Here is a 20260-nt window from a genome sequence, read left to right on the forward strand (position 1 = left end):
CCGCTACAGCACCCGGCCCATGAGGACGTCGTCCACGTACTCCCCGTCCAGCAGGAACTCCCCCGGGAGCACCCCCTCGACCACGAACCCCTCCGACTCGTAGAGCCGCCGGGCGGGGGTGTTGTGCCCGAGGACGCGCAGGGTGAGCCGGCGGGCGCCCTGCCGCCGGGCCTCCTCCGCCGCGGCCCGCAGCAGCGCCCGCCCGACACCGGCCCCGCGCGCCTCCTCCGCGACGACGAACCCGAGGATCTGCCGCACATGCGCGTTGGCGGCGAGCGAGGTCGGGAAGCCGATGCGGAGGTAGCCGACTATGTGTCCGTCCAGGTGTCCGCCGGACTCGGCCACGAGGTGGTCCCGGGGCCCGAACCGCTCGTTGTAGAACGGCTCGTACGGCGGCTGCGGCCGGGGCTGGACGGCGTGCAGCGTGGACCAGGTGGCGCGGTCGAGCCGTCCGAGCGCGTGCTCGTCGGCGGGGGTCGCCCGGCGTATGCGGGGCGGCGGGTGCGGGACTGACATGTGGATCACTGTACGGCGAGGGTGTGACAACGGGTCGCGCGCGGTTCCCGGCCGGGGCCCCATGGCAGGGCGCCGGTCCCCACGGCCGGGCGCCGGTCCCCACAGCCGGCCGCCGTTCCCCACGGCCGGTCGCCGGTCCCCGCGCGCGCACGGTTTCCGGACGGCGGGGCAGGATGGACGCATGACAGCCGACGCGTCCCCTCCCCCGCGATCCGCCGACTCCGCGCTCCCCGCCGGTTCCCGCGTCGCGCTCGCCGGTGCCTCCGGGCTGATCGGTTCGGCGCTGGCCCGCTCGCTGGAGCGGGACGGCCACACCGTCCTGCGACTGGTGCGGCGCGCGCCGCGCGGTCCGGGCGAGGTCCGCTGGGACCCCGAGGAGCAGCGGATCGACGCGGCCGGCCTCGTCGGCTGCGCGGCGGTGGTGAACCTCGCGGGGGCCGGGGTCGCCTCGCGACGCTGGACGGAGGGCTACAAGCGGCGGATCCGCGACAGCAGGGTGCTGGGCACGGCCACGCTCGCCGAGGCGGTGGCCGCGCTGGAGGAACCACCGCGCGTGTTCGTCAACGGCAGCGCGATGGGCTTCTACGGGGAGACGGGCGACCGCGCGGTGGACGAGTCGGCGCCGCCCGGGGACGGTTTCCTGCCGTCGGTGTGCGTGGAGTGGGAGGAGGCGACGGCCCCGGCGCAGGAGGCCGGCATCCGCACGGTGCTGGCGCGCACCGGTCTCGTGGTGGCCCGCGGCGGCGGGGCGTGGGCGCGGCTGTTCCCGCTGTTCAGGGCGGGGCTCGGCGGCCGGATGGGGAACGGGCGGCAGTACTGGAGCTATATCTCCCTGCACGACGAGGTGGCCGCGCTGCGGCACGCCCTGGACACCGGATCGCTGTGCGGTCCGGTCAATCTGACCGCGCCGACGCCGCTGACCAATGCGGAGATCACCCGGGCGATGGGGCGTGTGCTGCACCGGCCGACGCTGGTGCCGACGCCCGAGGCGCTGCTGCGGGTGGCGCTCGGCGACATGGCGGGCGACATCCTGACCAGTCAGCGGGTGCTGCCGAAGCGGCTGCTGGAGTCGGGCTTCCGCTTCGCGTTCCCGGGGATCGAGGACGCGCTGCGGGCCGCGCTGCGCCGCACGGACTGACCCGGGGACGGGGCAGGGGGCGCAGTGGGGGGGCGCCCGGCTCCCCCGGGGAGCGCCCCCGTGCACCCTCACGAGGCCTCCGTGCCCCCTGCCGTGCTTCCCGCCGCCGCCTACCCTCGTGCCGAACTCGCGTATTCCTTGAGCCTGTTGGGGGCATCACGTCCCCAGCAGCCGCGCGACCTCGAGGAGGGCACGTGCTTGAGCCGGTGCACCAGGCGGATGCGCACATCGTCAACACCGCGGTCAATCCGAGCGCCGCGGATCCCGTGGGCATCACCGATGTCCCAGGCACCATGAACACTCCAGGCATCACGGACATGCCGGACATCACCGATGTCACGGACGCCACGGATCCCGTGGACACCGTCGACGTCGTCGTCGTGGGGGCCGGGGTCGCCGGGCTCGCGGCGGCCCACCATCTGACCCGGGCGGGGCTGAGCGTCCTCGTCCTGGAGGCGGCCGGCGGTGTCGGCGGCCGGATGACCAGCGAGAAGGTCGACGGCTTCCGCCTCGACCGTACGGGCCGGCTCCTGTGCACCTCGTACCCGGAGCTGGCCCGCACCCCGGGGCTCGAAACGCTGTCCCTGCGGACGTTCGCGCCCGGGGTGCTGCTGCACAGTGAGGGCCGGCACCACCGGGCCGGGGAGTCGTTCCTGCCCGCGGCCGCCCGGCGGGTAGTGCGCCGGGGCGCCGCCCTGAGCGCGGTACGCGGAACGAGGGGCGCGCTCACGGCCGTACGCGCCCTCGCAAGCGCCCCCAGGTCCGCGCGTCCGCAGCCGCCCCACCGCGGCCGGCCGCGGCAGCCCGCGCCCGGTCCGCTGGGCGGGGCGGCGGAGCGGGCGCGGCTGGCCTCGGTGCTGGCCCGGCTGGCGGCCACACCGCCCGAGCGGCTGCTGTCCCGGCCGCAACTCCCCACCGCCCAGGCCCTCTCCGGGTACGGGCTCTCGGCCGGCGCGGTCGAGGGGTTCCTGCGGCCGCTGCTGGCCGCGCTGCTCGGCGACCCGGCGCTGACGTCGTCCAGCCGCTGCGCCGACCTCGCGCTGCACGCCTTCGTGACGGGGCGGCTGTGTCTGCCGGAGGGCGGCGCGGACGCCCTGCCGGAGCTGCTGGCGGCCGGACTGCCGCCGGGGTCGGTCCGTACGGGGGTGCGTGTGACGGCGGTGTCCACGACCTCGGTGACCACGCGGGAGCTGGGCGAGGTGGGCTGCCGGGCGGTCGTACTGGCGACGGGGGCGCGGTCGGCGGCCGCGCTGCTGCCCGGGCTGCGGGTGCCGGCGCATCACGCGGTGACGGTGCTGCACCACACCACCGACGAGCCGCCGCTCGCGGAGCCGGTGCTGCTGCTGGACGCCGACCGGGGTGGGCCGGTGGCGCACACGGCGGTGATCAGTCAGGTGGATCCGGGGCGGGCGCCGGTGGGGCGGGCGCTGGTCACGTCCGTGGTCCTCGGGCGGCCGGCGGATCCGGCGGGGCCGGGGGTGCTGGACGCGGAGGTGCGGGCGCAGTTGGGGCGGATGTACCGGACGTCCACACGGCGGTGGGAGTTGCTGGCGGTGCATCACGACGCGGAGGCGGTGCCGGGGATGGGGGTGCCGCATGATGTGCGGCGGCCGGTGCGGGTGTTGTCGGGGTTGTATGTGTGCGGCGACCACCGGGGGGTGAGTGGGCTCCAGGGGGAGCTGGTCTCCGCCCGGCGGGCGGCGCGGGCGGTACTGGCGGATGCGGGCGCCTGGGCTTCGCGGCCGGCAGACCGCCGTCTGGAAAGGGCGGCGTAGCCGGTGGGTGGCGGGGCCTTCTCTCGCCCCCGCCGCCCCTGCCCTTCCCGTCCCTTCAAGGGGCTCGCCCCTTGGACCCCGTCGGGTGCGTTGTCGGCTGACGGTCAGTGGGACTTCTCGCGCCCACGCGGCGGAGCCGCACATCGACACAGCCCCGCGCCCCCTAAAAGCAGGGGGCGCCCCACCTCTTTTAGGGGCGCGGGGAACTGCGCGACCAGCCACATCCCACCCGCACCCGCCAACGCACCCGAACTCCCCGCCCGGAGGGCGCCCGGCCCCCGCCCCGGGGGGCGGGCCCGGCCGAGGGGGCTACAGCAGTACGCCCACCCGGTCGCGGTAGCCCCGCACGGGCGCCGCATCCCGGTACGGCTCGAGCCGACGCTCGAAGTCCCGTACGTACTCCACCGCCCGCACCGACCGCATCTCCGAGGCCTGCGCGGCGGCCTCCGCGCCCAACTGGCAGGCCTGGTCCAGTTCGCCGAGGCCCAGCCGGGCCGAGGCGAGCACCACCCGGCAGAACAGCCTGCTGCGCGCGAACGCGACCGGCCGCAGCTGAAGCGAGCGTTCCGCGTGCTGCACGGCCGCGCGGTACTGCTGGAGATCCCGGTGGCAGTGCCCGAACTCGTCGGCGAGCTGGGCCTCGTCGAAGAAGCGGGCCCAGGGCGGGAGCTCGTCCCCGGGCCGGCTGGCCTCCAGGGCCCGCTCGGCCCGGACGAGCGAGGCCGTGCACGCCCGCACCTCCCCGAGCACCCCGTGCCCGCGCGCCTCGACCGCGTGCAGCAGGGCCTGTACGGCGGGCGGGGCGGTGTTGACGGCGCCCTGCTGGGCGACGCGGGCGAGCTGCACGGCCTCCCTGCCGTGGCCCAGGTAGATGGCCTGCCTGCTCATCGTCACCAGGACGTACGCCCCGTAGACCCGGTCACCGGCCGCCTGCGTCAGCCGCAGCGCCTGGACGAAGTAGCGCTGCGCGAGTCCGTGCGCCCCGATGTCGTACGAGGTCCACCCGGCCAGCCGGGTGAGGTCGGCCGCGGCGGCGAACAGACGGCGTCCGGTCTGCTCCCCGTACGTACCGCGCAACATCGGCTCGACCTCGTGTTCGAGGTAGCGGACGAGGGCCTGGCGGGCGTGGCCGCCGCCGTAGGCGTGGTCGAGGGTGCGGAACAGCTCGCCGACCGAGCGCAGCGCGGCGATGTCGCCGCCGGTGACCCGCTGGCCGGGGCCGCGCTCGGAGTGCCCGCGCCGGCGCGGCACGGCCGGGCGGCCCTGCGCGGGCAGCCGTACGGGGCCGGGCTCGCCGTGGGCGACGCGGTCGTCGGCGCGGCCGATCAGCCAGTCCCGGCTGGGGACGACGAGACCGGCCGGGGTGAAGGCGATCTTGCGGAGCTCGGCATGGCTGCCGGAGTCCTTGCGCCACAGCCCGCCGACGATGTCGACGGCCTCCTCCGGCGTCGCGGCGAACTCCAGTCCGGCGTAGACGGGGGCGCACGCGTCGAGGCCGAGATCCTGGGCGCTGAGCCTGCGGCCCAGCCGCCGGGTGAAGACCTCGGCGATCAGCGCGGGCGTGGTGCCGCGGGGCTGCTGGCCGCGCAGCCAGCGGGTGACGGAGGTCTTGTCGTATCTGAGGTCGAGTCCGTGTTCGAGGCCGAGCTGGTCCACGCGACGGGCCAGACCTGCGTTGGAGAACCCCGCTTCTGCGATGAGTGCGGCGAGCTGGCGGTTGGGGGTGCGCTGCGCGGGTCGTTCCGTCATCTGTGGTGCGGTCTCCTGCCTTCCGGTGCCGTCCGGGACCGCGGGTTGTCCGCGGGGACTTCGCGAGCTGTCCGGATCGCCTCTGAGCAGCCGTTTTGGCGCTCACTTCCTGCGTACGTCTGCTGCCGTCGGCGCGAATGTAGCGGAGAGTGAGCGGCCGATCGCACACTTCGGCGCCCATTCATCCGATCGTGTGAGGATGCGCCCGACCGGCTGACGAAGCGGGAGCGGGCGGCGGCGCGACGGCCCGTCCGCACGCCCTCGACGTGCCCTCCGCACACCCCCGCGCGCCCCCCGATCGGCCCCCGATCGGCCCTCTCCGGGGGCCGCTTTCGCACGGACGTACAGTGGCTTGGGCGCGGCGCACGCGCCCGACACAGTTCGCTGAGGGAGGCGCTCGCCGTGGGTGAGGTGCGGTTCGTCCATATGGGGTTCGGCCCGGATGCCGTGGAGTACCAGGAGGCGTGGGACGAGCAGCGCCGGGTGCACGCGGCACGGTTCGCCGACGAGGTTCCCGACACCGTGCTGCTCCTGGAGCACCCGCCGGTCTACACCGCCGGCCGGCGCACGGAGGACAGCGAGCGCCCGCTCGACGGCACGCCCGTCATCGACGTCGACCGCGGCGGCAAGATCACCTGGCACGGGCCCGGACAGCTCGTCGGCTATCCGATCCAGAAGCTGCCGCGCCCGGTGGACGTCGTGGCGCATGTGCGGCGGCTGGAGGAGGCGCTGATCCGTACGTGTGCGGAGTTCGGTCTGGAGACGACGCGGGTGGAGGGGCGCAGCGGGGTGTGGGTGCTGGGCGATCCCGTCGAGCAGCGGGCCGCGCTCGGGGGGCTGTCCCTGGACTTCGATCCCCGGCTGGCGGACGAGGAGTTCGATCCGCGGCTGAACGGGCCGGAGTACGCGCCCTCGAACGCGGGGCAGCGGCGGGAGGACCGCAAGGTCGCCGCCATCGGGATCCGGGTCGCCAAGGGCGTCACGATGCACGGGTTCGCGCTGAACGTGAACCCGGACGCGACGTGGTTCGACCGGATCATCCCGTGCGGGATCCGGGACGCGGGCGTCGCCTCCCTGGCGAGCGAGCTGGGACGGGACGTGACCATCGCGGAGGTGCTGCCGGTGGTGGAGCGGCATCTGCGGGACGTGCTGGAGCACGCGGAGCTGAAGCCGCGGGTGGTGGAGCGGGCGTCGGCGTAGGACCGCGCCCCTCCGCGGCGCACCCCTGGTTGCGAGGGGCCCTGCCCGAACCGGTTCAGGACCTGTCCTCGTACGGGCGTACGCTGGGGTTTGCCGACGAATCGAAGCTACAGGGAGCCGACGTGTCCGCAGTCGCACCCGACGGACGCAAGATGCTGCGCCTGGAGGTCCGCAACAGCCAGACCCCCATCGAGCGCAAGCCCGAGTGGATCAAGACCCGGGCGAAAATGGGCCCCGAGTACACCAAGATGCAGAGCCTCGTGAAGAGCGAGGGGCTGCACACGGTCTGTCAGGAGGCCGGTTGTCCGAACATCTACGAATGCTGGGAGGACCGCGAGGCGACCTTCCTCATCGGTGGCGACCAGTGCACCCGGCGCTGTGACTTCTGCCAGATCGACACCGGCAAGCCGGAAGCGCTCGACCGTGACGAGCCCCGCCGGGTCGGCGAGTCCGTGGTCACCATGGACCTGAACTACGCCACCATCACCGGCGTCGCCCGCGACGACCTGGAGGACGGCGGCGCCTGGCTCTACGCCGAGACGGTCCGCCAGATCCACGCGCAGACCGCCGGCCGGGCCGAGGGCCGGACCAAGGTCGAACTGCTGGCCCCCGACTTCAACGCGGTCCCCGAGCAGCTGGCGGAGGTCTTCTCCGCCCGCCCCGAGGTCTTCGCCCACAACGTCGAGACGGTGCCGCGGATCTTCAAGCGGATCCGCCCCGGTTTCCGTTACGACCGTTCCCTCCAGGTCATCACCGCGGCCCGGGACTACGGCCTGGTGACCAAGTCGAACCTCATCCTCGGCATGGGCGAGACCCGCGAGGAGGTCGTCGACGCGCTCGAGCAGCTGCACGACGCCGGCTGCGAGCTGATCACGATCACGCAGTACCTGCGGCCGAGCGTCCGCCACCACCCGGTGGAGCGCTGGGTCAAGCCGCAGGAGTTCGTGGAGCTGAAGGAGGAGGCCGAGCGCATCGGCTTCTCCGGTGTGATGTCCGGCCCGCTCGTCCGGTCCTCGTACCGCGCGGGCCGGCTGTATCGCATGGCCATCGAGAAGCGTGGCGCGTACGTCGCCTCGCAGGCGGTCTGACCGCTTCTCCTCGCACTCGAACGGCATACGCCCGAGCGGCGGCACTGGCACCCAGTGCCGCCGCTCGGCCGTTCCGGGACCTGGTGATCGTGTGAATCCGCGCACAGGGCACTACCGGCCGGTACCGGCCGGTTCACCGCGGCCCCGGCGTCCTCGCAGCTAGGGGCTCCGCCCGTGCCGCGACGGCCGTGTCCGGCGCCGTACCCAGGCTTCATGTCCGTTTGACCGGTCGGTCACGTCCTGGTAACACGAAGCGTGACCCTGGGTTCACATCATGTAGGGCCCCGACCCTGGCCGCCGTTTTCCCGAGGGGGAACCTCCGTCATGCAGGCCGCACCCGTCCGTGCCACCGCACTTCCGAAGTTCACCGATGCACTCCGTGCCGTCGAGAGTCTGCTGCTGAGCGGCGGCCAGCGCACCGCCCGTCGCAACGCCTGGAACTCGGTCCTGGAGGACCGCCGCCGGGCCAAGGACCGCGTCGAGGCCGAGCGCGTCCTCGACGCCGCCGCCCTGCCCCTGCTGACCGGGGTCCGTGTCGACGGCTGACCGCGCCGCCGTAACGATTCGGCGGGTACGGCGTCACCCTCCCGCATCGCAGCGGGCACTGCCGTCGTCTGCGCCTGTCGGGACACGTAGACTTCGTGCCATGGCGAGGAAGGAATCCGCGGCGGAGACTGCGAACCCCGGGCGACTGAAACAGATCGCCCTGACCTACAAGATGACCCGCAAGGCCGACTCGAAGATCGGTCTTGTACTCGCGGCTGTCGGAATCGTCACTCTTGGCGTCTTCCTCGCGATCGGTTTCCTGATCGGTCACCCCATCTATCTGGGCATCTTCGGTCTGCTGCTCGCCCTGCTGGCGACGGCGATCGTCTTCGGCCGGCGGGCCGAGCGCGCGGCGTTCGGGCAGATGGAGGGCCAGCCGGGTGCCGCGGCCGCCGTGCTCGACAACGTCGGGCGCGGATGGACGACGACCCCGGCGGTGGCGATGAACCGCAGCCAGGACGTGGTGCACCGGGCGGTCGGCAAGGCCGGCATCGTACTGGTGGCCGAGGGCAACCCGAACCGGCTGAAGACGCTGCTGGCGGCCGAGAAGAAGAAGATGGCCCGCATCGTGGCGGACGTGCCGGTGCACGACGTGATCGTCGGCACGGGCGAGGGCCAGGTCGAGCTCAAGAAGCTGCGCACGACGATGCTGAAGTACCCGCGGGTCCTGACCGGCCCCCAGGTGACGGCGACCAACGACCGCCTGCGAGCCCTGGGCGACCTGATGAGCAACATGCCCCTCCCGAAGGGCCCGATGCCGAAGGGCATGCGGATGCCGAGGGGCGGCCGCCTGCGGTAACCGCAGCGCCCACTGGCACAGAGAAAAGGGCTCCTGGCGACCGTACGGTCGCCAGGAGCCCTTTCCGTGCCAGGACCGTGTGCAGCCGCGGGTGCGTCGTGTCTGGTCGTGCCTGCGCGGCGGAGCCGCGGAGTGAGCACGGCCCCGCGCCCCTTCGGGCGCGGGCTACGCCCGCACCTCCACCGTCCCCGCCAGTCGGTCGTGCAGCCCCCGGCCGTCCCGGTCCCACACGAGTGCCGGGATCGCCAGGCACAGCAGCACCGTCCGCAGGACCGCCCGCCCCGGGCTCACCCGCCCGGACGCCAGCGCCACCACCCGCAGTCCGAACAGCCGCTTGCCCGGGGTGAACCCGATCGTGCCCACGGTGAGCACCCCCAGGAGGAAGAAGACGAGCAGCGTCCAGTTGCTCGTCGCCTGCCCGTAGCCGTCGGTGATCAGGCCGTATGCGATCAGCAGGCACAGCGCCCAGTCCACGACGACCGCTCCGAGCCGCCGCCCGGGCCGGGCGATCGACCCCGGCCCCTCCTCCGGCAGCCCCAGCTGCTCCCCGCGGTACCCGAAGTCCGCTCCGGCCTCCTCGGCGGCGGCACGGGGCCCGGAGAGCCATGATCCGATTGCTTGCCTGTTGTCCACCCGTCCACGGTACTGCGCCCCCGCCGGCGCCCACACGGCCCCCGTCCCACCCCGCGCGGGCGTACGGAGCACGTCACAATGGGGGACGAGCCGGTTAACCTCCACGAAACAAATGGGTCACGCCAGAGAAATCACCCCTCCCTAGGGTCGATAACCGGTTGTGCCACCGCACCGGCCGCACGAACGAACTACCACCCCGGCAAGGAACGGCCGGGAGTAGGAGGAGCTGGATGTTCCAGAACGCCGACGAGGCCAAGAAGTTCATCGCGGACGAGGACGTCAAGTTCGTCGATGTCCGGTTCTGCGACCTGCCGGGTGTGATGCAGCACTTCACGGTCCCGGCCGAGGCCTTCGACCCGGCCGAGGAGCTCGCGTTCGACGGCTCCTCGATCCGCGGCTTCCAGGCCATCCACGAGTCGGACATGGCACTCCGCGCCGACCTGTCCACCGCGCGCGTCGACCCGTTCCGCCGCGACAAGACGGTCAACATCAACTTCTTCATCCACGACCCGATCACGGGCGAGCAGTACTCCCGCGACCCTCGCAACGTGGCCAAGAAGGCCGAGGCGTACCTCGCCTCCACCGGCATCGCCGACACCGCGTACTTCGGCCCGGAGGCCGAGTTCTACGTGTTCGACAGCGTCCGCTTCCGGACCGCCGAGAACGAGTCCTTCTACCACATCGACTCCGAGGCCGGCGCCTGGAACACCGGCGCGGTCGAGGACAACCGCGGCTACAAGGTGCGCTACAAGGGCGGCTACTTCCCGGTCCCGCCGGTCGACCACTTCGCCGACCTGCGCGCCGAGATCTCCCTGGAGCTCCAGCGCTCCGGCCTCCAGCTGGAGCGGCTCCACCACGAGGTGGGCACCGCGGGCCAGGCCGAGATCAACTACAAGTTCAACACGCTGCTCGCCGCCGCGGACGACCTCCAGCTCTTCAAGTACATCGTGAAGAACGTCGCCTGGCGCAACGGCAAGACCGCGACCTTCATGCCGAAGCCGATCTTCGGCGACAACGGCTCGGGCATGCACATCCACTCCTCGCTGTGGGCGGGCGGCGACCCGCTGTTCTACGACGAGGCCGGTTACGCGGGCCTGTCCGACACCGCCCGCTACTACATCGGCGGCATCCTCAAGCACGCCCCGTCGCTGCTGGCCTTCACCAACCCGACGGTGAACTCGTACCACCGCCTGGTGCCGGGCTTCGAGGCCCCGGTGAACCTCGTGTACTCGCAGCGCAACCGCTCCGCGGCCATGCGTATCCCGATCACGGGTTCGAACGCCAAGGCCAAGCGCGTCGAGTTCCGCGCCCCGGACTCCTCCGGCAACCCCTACCTCGCCTTCTCGGCGCTGCTGCTCGCGGGCCTGGACGGCATCAAGAACAAGATCGAGCCGGCCGAGCCGATCGACAAGGACCTCTACGAGCTGGCCCCCGAGGAGCACGCGGGCGTCGCCCAGGTCCCGACCTCGCTCGGCGCGGTCCTCGACCGCCTGGAGGCCGACCACGAGTTCCTCCTCCAGGGCGACGTCTTCACGTCCGACCTGATCGAGACGTGGATCGACTTCAAGCGCACCAACGAGATCGCCCCGCTCCAGCTCCGCCCGCACCCGCACGAGTTCGAGCTGTACTTCGACGTGTGAGCCGCCCCGGGCGGGTGTGCGCACCCGTCCGACGGCCTCCGGGGCCGTCGTCCCTCGTGGACGGCGGCCCCGTCGTCGTCCCTCCCGGCCTTTGCCGTCCCTGGGGGCGTTCGGGGGCCGTGCATGGGCCGCGGCGGCGGGCGCGGGCGCACAATGGGGAGTGGGACGAGTGCCTTACGCCGAGGTACCGCGAGGTGATGCGGAATGCGGAGCCGGTTCCACAGTGATCGGCGGCTGACCGTGCGGATGACGGTCACGATGTTCCTGCTGGGATTGCTGTACGTGGCCTTCGTGGCCGCGCTGGTCGTGCTGCTGAAGTCGTGGGTGCTGGTCGTGGTGATCGCGGCGGCGGTGCTCGGGGCGCAGTACTGGTTCTCCGACCGGATCGCGCTCTACGCGATGCACGGGCGGGTCGTGGAGCGCGAGGAGTATCCGGACCTGCACGGGGTCGTGGACCGGCTGTGTGCCGTCGCGGACATGCCGAAGCCGCTCGTCGCCGTCTCCAACATGGACATGCCGAACGCGTTCGCGACCGGGCGGAACGCCGATCACGCGGTGGTGTGCGTGACCACGGGGCTGCTGCGGCGGCTGGAGCCCGCGGAGCTGGAGGGCGTCCTCGCGCACGAGCTGTCGCACGTGGCGCACAAGGACGTCGCCGTGATCACGATCGCGTCGTTCCTCGGGGTGCTCGCCGGGCTGGTCGTGCGGTTCGCCTTCTACTCGCAGCTGTTCGGGCGGGGCCGGCGGGACCAGAACACGCTGGCCGTGCTCGGCATCGTGATGGGCGTCTCGGCGGCGGTGTACGCGCTGAGCTTCGTCCTCATCCGTGCGCTGTCCCGGTACCGGGAGCTGGCGGCGGACCGGGCCGCGGCGCTGCTCACCGGGCGGCCCTCGGCGCTGGCCGCCGCGCTGACCAAGGTCGACGGGGACATCGCGCGCATTCCCAGTGAGGATCTGCGGACCGCGCAGGCCTTCAACGCGTTCTACTTCACCCCCGCGTTCGGCAGGGGCGCGGGGTTCGCCCGGCTGTTCTCCACCCATCCGAGTCTGGAGCAGCGGCTGGAGCAGTTGGGGCGGATCTCGGCGGAGCTGGGTGAGGCCGGGAGGGTGGGCTGAGGCGGCGTGGGGTTTCTCGACATCCTGCTCGGGCGGACCAAGCCGGTCGCGCCGGATCTCGACCAGCTGTTCGCGTTGTCGGCGGCTGCGGTGACGTTGGAGGCGGGGGCCGGGTTCACCCCTACGGGGGAAGGGGCCGTGTGTTTCGCGATGGTCGAGGGGGCGGCGTTCGAGCAGACGCACCGGGAGGTGCGGGCGTTGCTGGACGCGGATGCGGAGCGGATGGGGGTGGGGGTGGAGCTGCGGCGGGACGAGTACGGGTATGCGTGGCTCGGGTCGCGGCGGGGGCGGGGAAAAACTGCCGTCACAGACCCGGCGCGCCCCACAGGTGGGGGAGGTGGCGTCGGTGGTGAATGACCTGCATGCGGTGAACAGCGCGATGGAGGTGAACGGGTTCGGGGCGCAATTGCTGTGTTCGGTGGTGGGGTTTCGTGAGGCGGGAGTGGGGGCCGAGGCCGGGGCGGGGGCAGGGCGGCGGTTGGGGCTGGTGTACCTGTTCAAGCGGGGGACGTTCTATCCGTTCGCGCCGGTGGGGGGTGAGCGGCGGGATACGGCGTTGGAGTTGCGGGTGCGGGGGGTGTTGGCCGGGGAGCTGCGGATGGAGTCCGACCGTTGGCCGGGGAGCTGCGGATGGAGTCCGACCTGGGGCGCTGGTTCCCGCTGTGGGGCGCGCCGGGTCTGTGACGGCAGTTTTTCCCCGCCCCCGCCGCCCCTACCCTCCCCCAAGGGGCTCCGCCCCTTGCACCCCGTACGGCTCCGCCCCCTTCCCTTGAGTGGCCGGGGTCGGGGGCGGAGCCCTCTGTTCAGCGGGTGTAGCGGAGCAGCGCGCGGACCATGTGGCACGTGCGCTCCGACGGCGGGTGGACGCCGATCAGCGCCGCCGTCCGGTGGATCACCTCGTCCCGCGCCTGGTTCGGCATGTACACCCCGGAGTCGAGCAGCGCGATCGCCAGCCGCATCGCCTTCAGCCGGCGGTTGTGGGTGACGTACCACTCGCGGGGCCGCCCCGCCGGGAGCGGGCGCTTGGTGACGGGGGCGTACGGCAGGTCCAGCGGGACCTGCCGCGCGGCGGTCGACTGGGTGGGCAACGGCGTGGACGTGAGGGTGGCAGCGGGCACGGGCATCCTCCTGTCGCGGTCGGGACACCGTCCGGAACCTCCGGCGACGGCCTCGAACACTGCTTCTATTCTACTGCCCGGCACTGACAATCGGAGGGCCACGGCGACGCCAAAAGGCCAGGTCAGGACGGGAGTTGGGGGGTGTCGGGGGTCCGTGGGAACCCCGGTGCGCATGGGACCTCCGGGGGCCGAGGAGCCGGGAGACCACCGCTACCGTGTCCCGCATGGAGATCTGGATCAACCCCGCCTGTTCCAAGTGCCGCAGCGCGCTCACCCTGCTCGACGCCGAGGGCGCCGACTACACCGTCCGCCGTTACCTGGAGGACGTACCGAGCGAGGACGAGATCCGTCAGGTGCTCCAGCGCCTCGGGCTCGAACCGTGGGACCTCGTGCGGACCGGCGAGGCCGAGGCCGGGGAACTCGGCGTCAAGGACTGGCCGAAGGACCCCGCGTCCCGCGACCGCTGGGTGCGGGCGCTCGCGGAGCACCCGAAGCTGATCCAGCGGCCGATCATCGCCGCCGACGACGGCACCGCCGTGGTCGCCCGCACCGAGGACGCCGTACGCGACGCGCTGTCGCGCTGAGCCGGAGCCCGTGTGGCACAGGTCACTTGTGCGACTCCTGTGACCGCTGAGCAGCTCCTGTTCGGGATCTCGTACATAGCGGCGTACGCTCCCCTACCTCCCAGGAGGCGCGCATGTCGCGCAGGAGAAAGCTCGGTACGAAGAAGAAGATCGCGCTTCTGGTCTGTGCCGCGACGATGGCGGGCGGCGGGGCCTTCGCCCTGGCCGCCACGTCGAACGCGGCGCCCGTGCGGAACGCGGCCACCTCCACCGTCTGCCAGGGACTGGCCACCGCGCTGGGCAACAACCAGAAGTTCATCGAGGGCCAACGGGCCGCGCCCGACGCCCAGTCGGAGGCCCGGATCGCCAACCGCGAGGCGGTGATCGCGGAGATCCAGCGCAAACAGGAGGCGTCCGGCTGCGAGGTCGGGGAGTCGGCTCAGGGCTCCCCGACCGCCGCCGCGCAACCCCCGACGCAGGGCGCGACGGAACCCGCGTCGCCGCCCCCGGCCCAGGCCGGCGGCGGCGACGCGGCAGCCGCCGGCGAGCAGGTCTGCGAGGGCTCGACCGTGACGCTCTCCGGCGAGGACGGCGCCCCCGCCGCGTCCAGCAACCAGTTCCCGGCCGGTACGAAGCTCAAGGTGACCAACCTGGACAACGACAAGTCGACCACCGTGGAGGTCACCTCCGTCTCCGGCAGCTGCGTCCTGCTGAACGACGCGGCCTTCGAACAGGTGCGGGAGTCCGGAAAGTTCCTCATCCGCCGCGCGCTCATCGAGAAGGTGGGGTAGGCCCAGGCGACGCCCCCGGCGGCCGTGACGCCGCGCACAGCCGCCGCGGGTAACACGGCGTTCACCTACGGGCAACGGCCGGGAAACCGCCTGTTGACAGCCTCGAAGCACCACGCGACGCCCCAGTGCCGCAGCGCCGCGTGCCGCACCCGCACCCGCACCCGCACCCGCCGCGCGGCCCCGCACCGCCCCGGCCGGACTCCCGAAGGACGTGGCCCGTGACCTTCAAGGCTGAGTACATCTGGATCGACGGCACCGAGCCGACCGCCAAGCTCCGGTCCAAGACCAAGATCATGGCCTCCTCCGAGAAGACGTCCACCGCCGCCGACCTGCCGTACTGGGGCTTCGACGGGTCCTCCACCAACCAGGCCGAGGGCCACGCCTCGGACCGCGTGCTCAAGCCCGTCTTCGTCTGTCCCGACCCGATCCGCGGCGGCGACGACGTCCTGGTGCTGTGCGAGGTGCTCAACACGGATCTGACGCCGCACGAGTCCAACACCCGCGCCGCGCTGGCCGAGACCGCCGAGCGGTTCGCCGCGCAGGAGCCCATCTTCGGCATCGAGCAGGAGTACACGTTCTTCAAGGGCTCCCGCCCGCTCGGCTTCCCCGAGGGCGGCTTCCCGGCCGCGCAGGGCGGCTACTACTGCGGCGTCGGCTCGGACGAGATCTTCGGCCGTGACGTCGTCGAGGCGCACCTGGAGAACTGCCTCAAGGCCGGTCTCGGCATCTCCGGCATCAACGCCGAGGTGATGCCCGGCCAGTGGGAGTTCCAGGTCGGCCCGCTGGCCCCGCTGGAGGTCTCCGACCAGCTGTGGGTCGCCCGCTGGCTGCTCTACCGCACCGCCGAGGACTTCGAGGTCTCCGCCACCCTCGACCCCAAGCCGGTCAAGGGCGACTGGAACGGCGCGGGCGCGCACACCAACTTCTCGACGAAGGCCATGCGCGAGGGGTACGACGCGATCATCACGGCGTGCGAGTCGCTCGGCGAGGGCTCCAAGCCGATGGACCACGTCAAGAACTACGGCGCCGGGATCGACGACCGCCTCACCGGTCTGCACGAGACGGCCCCGTGGAACGAGTACTCCTACGGTGTCTCCGACCGCGGCGCCTCGGTCCGTATCCCCTGGCAGGTCGAGCAGGACCGCAAGGGGTACATCGAGGACCGCCGCCCGAACGCCAACGTCGACCCGTACGTGGTGACGCGGCTGCTGGTCGACACGTGCTGCACGGCACTGGAGAAGGCCGGCCAGGTCTGACGACCGGCCGACCGCCACGAGGGGCGCTCACCGTCACGGTGGTGGGCGCCCCTTCGCACGTCCCCGGCGTCCACGCTGTGAGAGGAGGCTGCCCTCGGCGGCGGGCGTCTGCTTCAATGTGAGCATGGCCGGCATTCAGCAGCGCACCGCGACAGGTCGCCACGACCTGGAGCCCTTCTGGCCGTCCCGTCAGCACCACGACTTCGACCGGGTGTGTTGCCGCGCGACGAACGCGCCGGCCCTCTGACGCCGTATCCCGGTCTTCGGCCGGCGCGACAAGACGCCTTCCCTCGACGCCCCGGCAGCCGGGTCACCCGCGCCACGTCCCGCGCGTCGAGCCTTCCGTCGAACCCCTCGCGCGAAAGAGCTGACGTCTCATGGCGACCACCCCTTCCCTCTCCACCGCCTCCTCCGTCACCGCCCCCGCCGCCCGCGGCCCCCAGCGCCACCGGCTGCGCGCCGTCGACCGGGACGAGGTGGTCGAGATCGCCGACTTCCTGCCGCCCGGCGCCACCTGGCTGCCCGCTCCCCCGCACACCCTCCCCGCGCTGCCGGGCCGGCCGCCGATGGTCGGCTATCTGGTCCTCGTCCCGGCCGGACAGCAGCCGCCGTTCGCCCCCGCCGCGGTGCCCGACACCCCGGAGCACCCGGCCTCCGACGCCGCCCCGGAGCGGAGCGAGCCCTCCGGCACCCCACTGGTCCGCGTCGACCCGGTGCGCCGCACCGCCGAGGTGGCGGGACGCCAACTCGACCTGACATACCTGGAGTTCGAACTGCTGGCACACCTCGTCGCCCACCCCCACCGGGTGCACACGCGGGACCAGCTCGTCACCACCGTGTGGGGCTACGGGCACGTGGGCGACGGCCGCACCGTCGACGTCCACATCGCCCGGCTGCGGCGCAAGCTGGGCGCGGAGCACCGCATGGCGATCCAGACCGTCCGCCGCGTCGGCTACAAGTACACCCCGCCGACCGGCGTCTGAGCCCCCCTCTCCTGTCAGCAGAACTGCGTTCGGTCCCCGGCCCGCCCGGGCACGGTCGTCGGCATGAGACTGCTGATGCTGGGCGGGACGGAATTCGTGGGCCGGGCCGTGGTGGAGGCGGCGGTGCGCCGCGGCTGGGAGGTGACCCTCTTCCACCGGGGCCGCAACGACGCACCCCAGGGCGCGCGTGCGCTGCTCGGTGACCGCACCGCCCCCGACGGACTCGCCGCGCTGGCCGACGGCACCTGGGACGCGGTCGTCGACACCTGGTCGGGCGCGCCACGCGCCGTACGGGAGACGGCCCGGCTGCTGGCGGGGCGGGCCGGCCGCTACGCGTACGTGTCGAGCTGCTCGGTGTACGAGTGGCCGCGGCCCGCCGGCTTCGCCGAGGACATGCCGACGGTGGACGGCGCGGACGCCGGGGCGGAAGAGACCGACTACGACCGGGACAAGCGGGGCGGCGAGCTGGCGGCGGTCGAGTCGTTCGGCGCGGACGCCTCGCTGCTCGTACGGGCCGGACTGATCCTCGGCCCGTACGAGAACGTCGGCCGGCTGCCGTGGTGGCTGCACCGCATCGCCCGGGGCGGCGACGTACTCGCCCCGGGGCCACGGGAGTTGGCGGTGCCGTACGTGGACGCCCGGGACCTCGCCGAGTGGATGCTGTCGGCCGTCGAACGGGGGTCGAGCGGGCCGTACAACGTGGCGGGGACGCGGGACCGGGCCACCATGGGCGAGCTGCTGGACGCCTGCGTCCGGGTGACGGGCGGCACGACGCGGCTGCGCTGGACCGCGCCCGAGGCGGTCCTCGCGGCCGGGATCGAACCCTGGACGCAGCTCCCGGTGTGGGTGCCGCGCGGGAGCGAGCTGGAGACCTCGGTCTACTCGATGGACGTCTCCCGCGCGGTGCGCGAGGGGCTGCGGCACCGCGAGGTCGCCGAGACGGTCGCCGACACGTGGGCGTGGCTGCGCGCCCTGGACGGACCCGCGCCGCGGCGGGCGGACCGGCCGGGGGTGGGCCTGGATCCGGCGGTGGAGGCGAAGGTACTGGCGGCCTCGTCGGGCACCGCCGAAGCCTGACCGGTGACCAGGTGAGAAGTCCTTTCCGAAATCCCCGATGGTTCGTCAACTCGTCTCTGGCTGAACCTCATTCAAAGTATGCGCGCCAAGTTTTTTCCGGCGTCCCTGAACGCCCCACGAGCCCCTCCCGTATGAAATGGAGCCGCTTCACTCCTGTCGGGCGCCTCCGCCCCGCCAAGGAAGTCAGAGGAGTTCCATGGGACGCAACACAAGAAAACGCCGCTCGTCGCTGGCCACCAAGGCCATAGCCGCATCGGCGGCCCTAGCGCTCGGTGGGGGCGGGCTGATCTGGGCGAACTTCTATGCTTCTGCGCACGAGGAGAACTCGGGCCAGAACCGGACCAAGGCCGCCGGAGCACAGGTGGCCACGATCTCCTGCCCGGACGTCGGCCAGAAGTTGACCGACGTGCCGGGGCGGGCGAAGGCCAATGTCGACAAGGAGCTGGCGAACCTCGACAAGCAGATCACCGAGGCGTACGCGCGGCTCGCGTCGACGCGTCGGGCGCAGACGAACGACGCCAACTTCGTACAGAACGCGATCCTCGGCCCGCTCAAGGAGAAGCGGTCCGCGGTGATCGGGCGCATCAAGATCGACTTCAAGCGGGTCGGCGGCACCGCGCCCGGTTCGCTGGACGCCATGGCGCCCTGCACCGGCACACCCGCCGGCCAGACCGACGCGGGCGGCACCGGCGACGGCCAGAACGGCGACGGCCAGAACGGTGACGGCCAGAACGCCGGTCAGGACCAGAACGGCGGCCAGGACCAGAACGGCGACGGCGGCCAGCAGGCCGGCAACGGCGGTCAGGGCGGCAACGGCCCGGTGGCCGCGGACTTCGTCGACATCACCAAGGTCCAGCCCAACGTCTCGAAGAAGGCCAAGACCCGCAAGGCCGGACGGTTCGGCCGGGGCGGCCGGAACAGCACCCGGTCCGCGTCGACCGGCACGTTCACCACGGACTGCGGGGTCAACGAGAACAAGAACTTCAACACCGACAACGTCATCGCGGCGCCCGGCGTGACCAACGGCGCCCACCATCTGCACGACTACGTCGGCAACCAGGACGTCAACGCCTTCTCCAACAACGACACGTTCGCCGCGGCGGACACCTCCTGCAAGGAGCAGGGCGACAAGTCGGCGTACTACTGGCCGGTGGTCCGCGTCCAGGACGGCACGCAGGACTTCGACCAGAACAGCGACGGCGGCGGCAAGGAGGGCAACGCCGGCAAGATCATCCAGGCCAAGCAGGCCGAGATCAAGTACGTCGGCAACGCGGCCGGCAAGGTCGTCGCGATGCCGAAGTTCCTTCGCATCATCACCGGTGACGCCAAGGCCTTCACCAACGGCCCCGCCAACGCCAATGCGCACTTCCGAGGGCAGTGACGTGGTCCGCTCGTTCGCCTTCCAGAGCTGCTGGGACGGCCAGAACATCGACAGCGCCAACCACCGTACGCATGTCGCGTTCGCCGATGCGAATGGTGCCTGCGCGGGCGGCTTCAAGGCCATTCCGCAGCTGACGATGCGCCTGGTGTACGACCTTCCGACCCCGACCATCGAGAACGGCCAGGTGAAGAACGCCTACGCGGTCGACGGATTCCCGGAACAGCTGCACAAGCCGATCAACGACCACGACGACTTCATCAGCGTCATGGACGACGGCCTGATGAACAAGGTGGTGAACTGCATCAACTCCGGGCGGAAGTGCACGTGATCCGCTAGTCCCGCACCTCCCCCACAGATCCCCCCACGGGAAAGCCGGCGGTGGAATTCCACCGCCGGCTTTTCGCCTGCCCGCGCCCGTGGTCGGACCGCCCGCTCAGCCCTCGTGACTCGCGTGCGCCGCGTGGTTGGTGCCCACCTCCAGCGTGCCTCCGAGCGTGCCGCGCAGCGTCTTGACCAGCTTCTGGTCCCCGACGGCGACCCACTTCGCGCCGACGAGGTAGAACCCGCCGTAGTCCTTCGCCTCGTTGACCCACTCGCGCTGGCCGCGGTCGGTGGCGAAGGTGGCCAGGACGAACCTGCCGTCACCGTTCTTGCAGATCGCCTGGCGGATCTCGTCGGCGTCGGTCTGCATGTCCGGCGCGCAGTGCGCGTCCGAGGCGATCTCCTCCAGGCTGCCGGTCGCCGTGGCGGGCACCTTCTCCGCCGCGGCCCCGTCCTTCCCGGCACCGCACGCCGTCAGCGCCAGCAGGGCCACGGCCGCGCCCGCCGCGAGCCTCGCAGTTGTCAACCTCATCCGTTCCTCCGGTCCCTTCGGGCGACGTGAACTCGCCA

General features: G+C 72.2%; 19 protein-coding genes and 2 pseudogenes. 16 read left to right on the top strand and 5 right to left on the bottom strand.

All coding sequences use genetic code 11. The annotated features are described in order from the left end of the window. Nucleotides 1–3 precede the first annotated feature (3 nt). On the bottom strand, nucleotides 4–516 hold the full coding sequence (locus IO29_RS13810; RefSeq protein WP_030382577.1) for a GNAT family N-acetyltransferase: 513 nt from the start codon (nucleotides 514–516) through the stop codon (nucleotides 4–6). A 181-nt stretch (nucleotides 517–697) separates the two neighbouring features. On the opposite strand from IO29_RS13810, the gene IO29_RS13815 reads away from it, so the two are divergent. Together IO29_RS13815 and IO29_RS13820 are read left to right on the top strand one after the other, a co-directional pair. Next, a complete protein-coding gene (locus IO29_RS13815; RefSeq protein ID WP_030382576.1) occupies nucleotides 698–1654 on the top strand; it encodes a TIGR01777 family oxidoreductase in 957 nt (318 codons plus the stop codon). Nucleotides 1655–1971: 317 nt separating this feature from the next. Continuing rightward, nucleotides 1972–3429, top strand: a complete 1458-nt coding sequence (locus IO29_RS13820) for an FAD-dependent oxidoreductase (protein WP_051707954.1) — start codon at nucleotides 1972–1974, stop codon at nucleotides 3427–3429. A 309-nt stretch (nucleotides 3430–3738) separates the two neighbouring features. Here the strand turns inward: IO29_RS13820 and IO29_RS13825 are convergent, their stop codons facing one another. Further along, nucleotides 3739–5178, bottom strand: a complete 1440-nt coding sequence (locus tag IO29_RS13825; protein WP_030382574.1) for an NsdA family TPR-like regulatory protein — start codon at nucleotides 5176–5178, stop codon at nucleotides 3739–3741. A 402-nt stretch (nucleotides 5179–5580) separates the two neighbouring features. Here IO29_RS13825 and lipB point away from each other — a divergent pair, with 402 nt between their 5' ends. From lipB to IO29_RS13845, 4 genes are all read left to right on the top strand, one after another. Beyond that, entirely contained in the window at nucleotides 5581–6378 is a 798-nt protein-coding gene (gene lipB, locus IO29_RS13830; protein WP_030382573.1) for a lipoyl(octanoyl) transferase LipB, read from the top strand. Nucleotides 6379–6500: 122 nt separating this feature from the next. After that, on the top strand, nucleotides 6501–7466 hold the full coding sequence (gene lipA, locus IO29_RS13835; protein WP_030382572.1) for a lipoyl synthase: 966 nt from the start codon (nucleotides 6501–6503) through the stop codon (nucleotides 7464–7466). Nucleotides 7467–7790: 324 nt separating this feature from the next. After that, nucleotides 7791–8012, top strand: coding sequence for an SCO2195 family GlnR-regulated protein (locus tag IO29_RS13840; RefSeq protein ID WP_030382571.1), 222 nt, complete (start codon nucleotides 7791–7793; stop codon nucleotides 8010–8012). A gap of 100 nt (nucleotides 8013–8112) precedes the next feature. Beyond that, nucleotides 8113–8811 carry a DUF4191 domain-containing protein gene (locus IO29_RS13845; protein WP_030382570.1) on the top strand — a complete coding sequence of 233 codons (699 nt, stop codon included), beginning with the start codon at nucleotides 8113–8115 and terminating at the stop codon, nucleotides 8809–8811. A 165-nt stretch (nucleotides 8812–8976) separates the two neighbouring features. Here IO29_RS13845 and IO29_RS13850 read toward each other — a convergent pair whose 3' ends face one another. Then, the gene (locus IO29_RS13850; RefSeq protein WP_030382569.1) at nucleotides 8977–9444 is read right to left on the bottom strand and encodes an RDD family protein; all 468 of its coding nucleotides are present in this window, start codon (nucleotides 9442–9444) and stop codon (nucleotides 8977–8979) included. Between the two features lie 230 nt (nucleotides 9445–9674). Between IO29_RS13850 and glnA the strand changes: the two genes are divergently transcribed. The 3 genes and pseudogenes from glnA to pspAB all read left to right on the top strand — a co-directional run bounded on the left by glnA (nucleotide 9675) and on the right by pspAB (nucleotide 12884). Next, a complete protein-coding gene (gene glnA / locus IO29_RS13855) occupies nucleotides 9675–11084 on the top strand; it encodes a type I glutamate--ammonia ligase (protein WP_030382568.1) in 1410 nt (469 codons plus the stop codon). A gap of 204 nt (nucleotides 11085–11288) precedes the next feature. Continuing rightward, nucleotides 11289–12200 (top strand): zinc metalloprotease HtpX, encoded by a 912-nt coding sequence (gene htpX, locus IO29_RS13860; RefSeq protein ID WP_030382567.1) that lies wholly within the window; start codon nucleotides 11289–11291, stop codon nucleotides 12198–12200. Nucleotides 12201–12206: 6 nt separating this feature from the next. Next, a pseudogene (gene pspAB / locus IO29_RS13865) lies at nucleotides 12207–12884 on the top strand (PspA-associated protein PspAB). A gap of 119 nt (nucleotides 12885–13003) precedes the next feature. On the opposite strand, the gene IO29_RS13870 reads toward pspAB, so the two are convergent. Beyond that, the gene (locus IO29_RS13870; protein ID WP_030382565.1) at nucleotides 13004–13318 is read right to left on the bottom strand and encodes a hypothetical protein; all 315 of its coding nucleotides are present in this window, start codon (nucleotides 13316–13318) and stop codon (nucleotides 13004–13006) included. Between the two features lie 224 nt (nucleotides 13319–13542). Here IO29_RS13870 and IO29_RS13875 point away from each other — a divergent pair, with 224 nt between their 5' ends. From IO29_RS13875 to IO29_RS13900, 7 genes and pseudogenes are all read left to right on the top strand, one after another. Further along, entirely contained in the window at nucleotides 13543–13902 is a 360-nt protein-coding gene (locus tag IO29_RS13875) for an arsenate reductase family protein (RefSeq protein WP_030382564.1), read from the top strand. Nucleotides 13903–14015: 113 nt separating this feature from the next. Beyond that, nucleotides 14016–14672 (top strand): RlpA-like double-psi beta-barrel domain-containing protein, encoded by a 657-nt coding sequence (locus IO29_RS13880; protein WP_030382563.1) that lies wholly within the window; start codon nucleotides 14016–14018, stop codon nucleotides 14670–14672. 218 nt (nucleotides 14673–14890) lie between these two features. Further along, nucleotides 14891–15928 carry a glutamine synthetase gene (glnII, locus tag IO29_RS13885; RefSeq protein WP_030382562.1) on the top strand — a complete coding sequence of 346 codons (1038 nt, stop codon included), beginning with the start codon at nucleotides 14891–14893 and terminating at the stop codon, nucleotides 15926–15928. Nucleotides 15929–16052: 124 nt separating this feature from the next. Further along, on the top strand, nucleotides 16053–16175 hold the full coding sequence (locus tag IO29_RS40025) for a hypothetical protein (RefSeq protein WP_086010902.1): 123 nt from the start codon (nucleotides 16053–16055) through the stop codon (nucleotides 16173–16175). 130 nt (nucleotides 16176–16305) lie between these two features. Next, nucleotides 16306–16911, top strand: coding sequence for a winged helix-turn-helix domain-containing protein (locus IO29_RS13890; protein WP_030382561.1), 606 nt, complete (start codon nucleotides 16306–16308; stop codon nucleotides 16909–16911). 63 nt (nucleotides 16912–16974) lie between these two features. Further along, nucleotides 16975–17988 carry an NAD-dependent epimerase/dehydratase family protein gene (locus tag IO29_RS13895; protein WP_078618506.1) on the top strand — a complete coding sequence of 338 codons (1014 nt, stop codon included), beginning with the start codon at nucleotides 16975–16977 and terminating at the stop codon, nucleotides 17986–17988. Between the two features lie 637 nt (nucleotides 17989–18625). After that, nucleotides 18626–19697: pseudogene (locus tag IO29_RS13900) on the top strand (DUF1996 domain-containing protein). A gap of 105 nt (nucleotides 19698–19802) precedes the next feature. On the opposite strand, the gene IO29_RS13905 reads toward IO29_RS13900, so the two are convergent. Beyond that, complete coding sequence (locus tag IO29_RS13905; protein WP_030382559.1) at nucleotides 19803–20222, bottom strand: hypothetical protein; 420 nt, start codon at nucleotides 20220–20222, stop codon at nucleotides 19803–19805. Nucleotides 20223–20260 lie beyond the last annotated feature (38 nt).

Source organism: Streptomyces sp. NRRL F-6676, assembly GCF_000725625.1.
Classification (GTDB): Bacteria; Actinomycetota; Actinomycetes; order Streptomycetales; family Streptomycetaceae; genus Streptomyces.

Bases quoted from the DNA above. Each gene is read 5' to 3' on its own strand.
- IO29_RS40025 (WP_086010902.1), top strand. From the start codon at position 16,053: ATGGCCGGCATTCAGCAGCGCACCGCGACAGGTCGCCACGACCTGGAG.
- IO29_RS13815 (WP_030382576.1), top strand. From the start codon at position 698: ATGACAGCCGACGCGTCCCCTCCCCCGCGATCCGCCGACTCCGCGCTC.
- IO29_RS13820 (WP_051707954.1), top strand. From the start codon at position 1,972: ATGCCGGACATCACCGATGTCACGGACGCCACGGATCCCGTGGACACC.
- htpX (WP_030382567.1), top strand. From the start codon at position 11,289: ATGCGGAGCCGGTTCCACAGTGATCGGCGGCTGACCGTGCGGATGACG.
- IO29_RS13905 (WP_030382559.1), bottom strand. From the start codon at position 20,222: ATGAGGTTGACAACTGCGAGGCTCGCGGCGGGCGCGGCCGTGGCCCTG.
- IO29_RS13810 (WP_030382577.1), bottom strand. From the start codon at position 516: ATGTCAGTCCCGCACCCGCCGCCCCGCATACGCCGGGCGACCCCCGCC.
- IO29_RS13890 (WP_030382561.1), top strand. From the start codon at position 16,306: ATGGCGACCACCCCTTCCCTCTCCACCGCCTCCTCCGTCACCGCCCCC.
- IO29_RS13840 (WP_030382571.1), top strand. From the start codon at position 7,791: ATGCAGGCCGCACCCGTCCGTGCCACCGCACTTCCGAAGTTCACCGAT.
- IO29_RS13880 (WP_030382563.1), top strand. From the start codon at position 14,016: ATGTCGCGCAGGAGAAAGCTCGGTACGAAGAAGAAGATCGCGCTTCTG.
- IO29_RS13825 (WP_030382574.1), bottom strand. From the start codon at position 5,178: ATGACGGAACGACCCGCGCAGCGCACCCCCAACCGCCAGCTCGCCGCA.
- glnA (WP_030382568.1), top strand. From the start codon at position 9,675: ATGTTCCAGAACGCCGACGAGGCCAAGAAGTTCATCGCGGACGAGGAC.
- IO29_RS13875 (WP_030382564.1), top strand. From the start codon at position 13,543: ATGGAGATCTGGATCAACCCCGCCTGTTCCAAGTGCCGCAGCGCGCTC.
- IO29_RS13895 (WP_078618506.1), top strand. From the start codon at position 16,975: ATGAGACTGCTGATGCTGGGCGGGACGGAATTCGTGGGCCGGGCCGTG.
- IO29_RS13845 (WP_030382570.1), top strand. From the start codon at position 8,113: ATGGCGAGGAAGGAATCCGCGGCGGAGACTGCGAACCCCGGGCGACTG.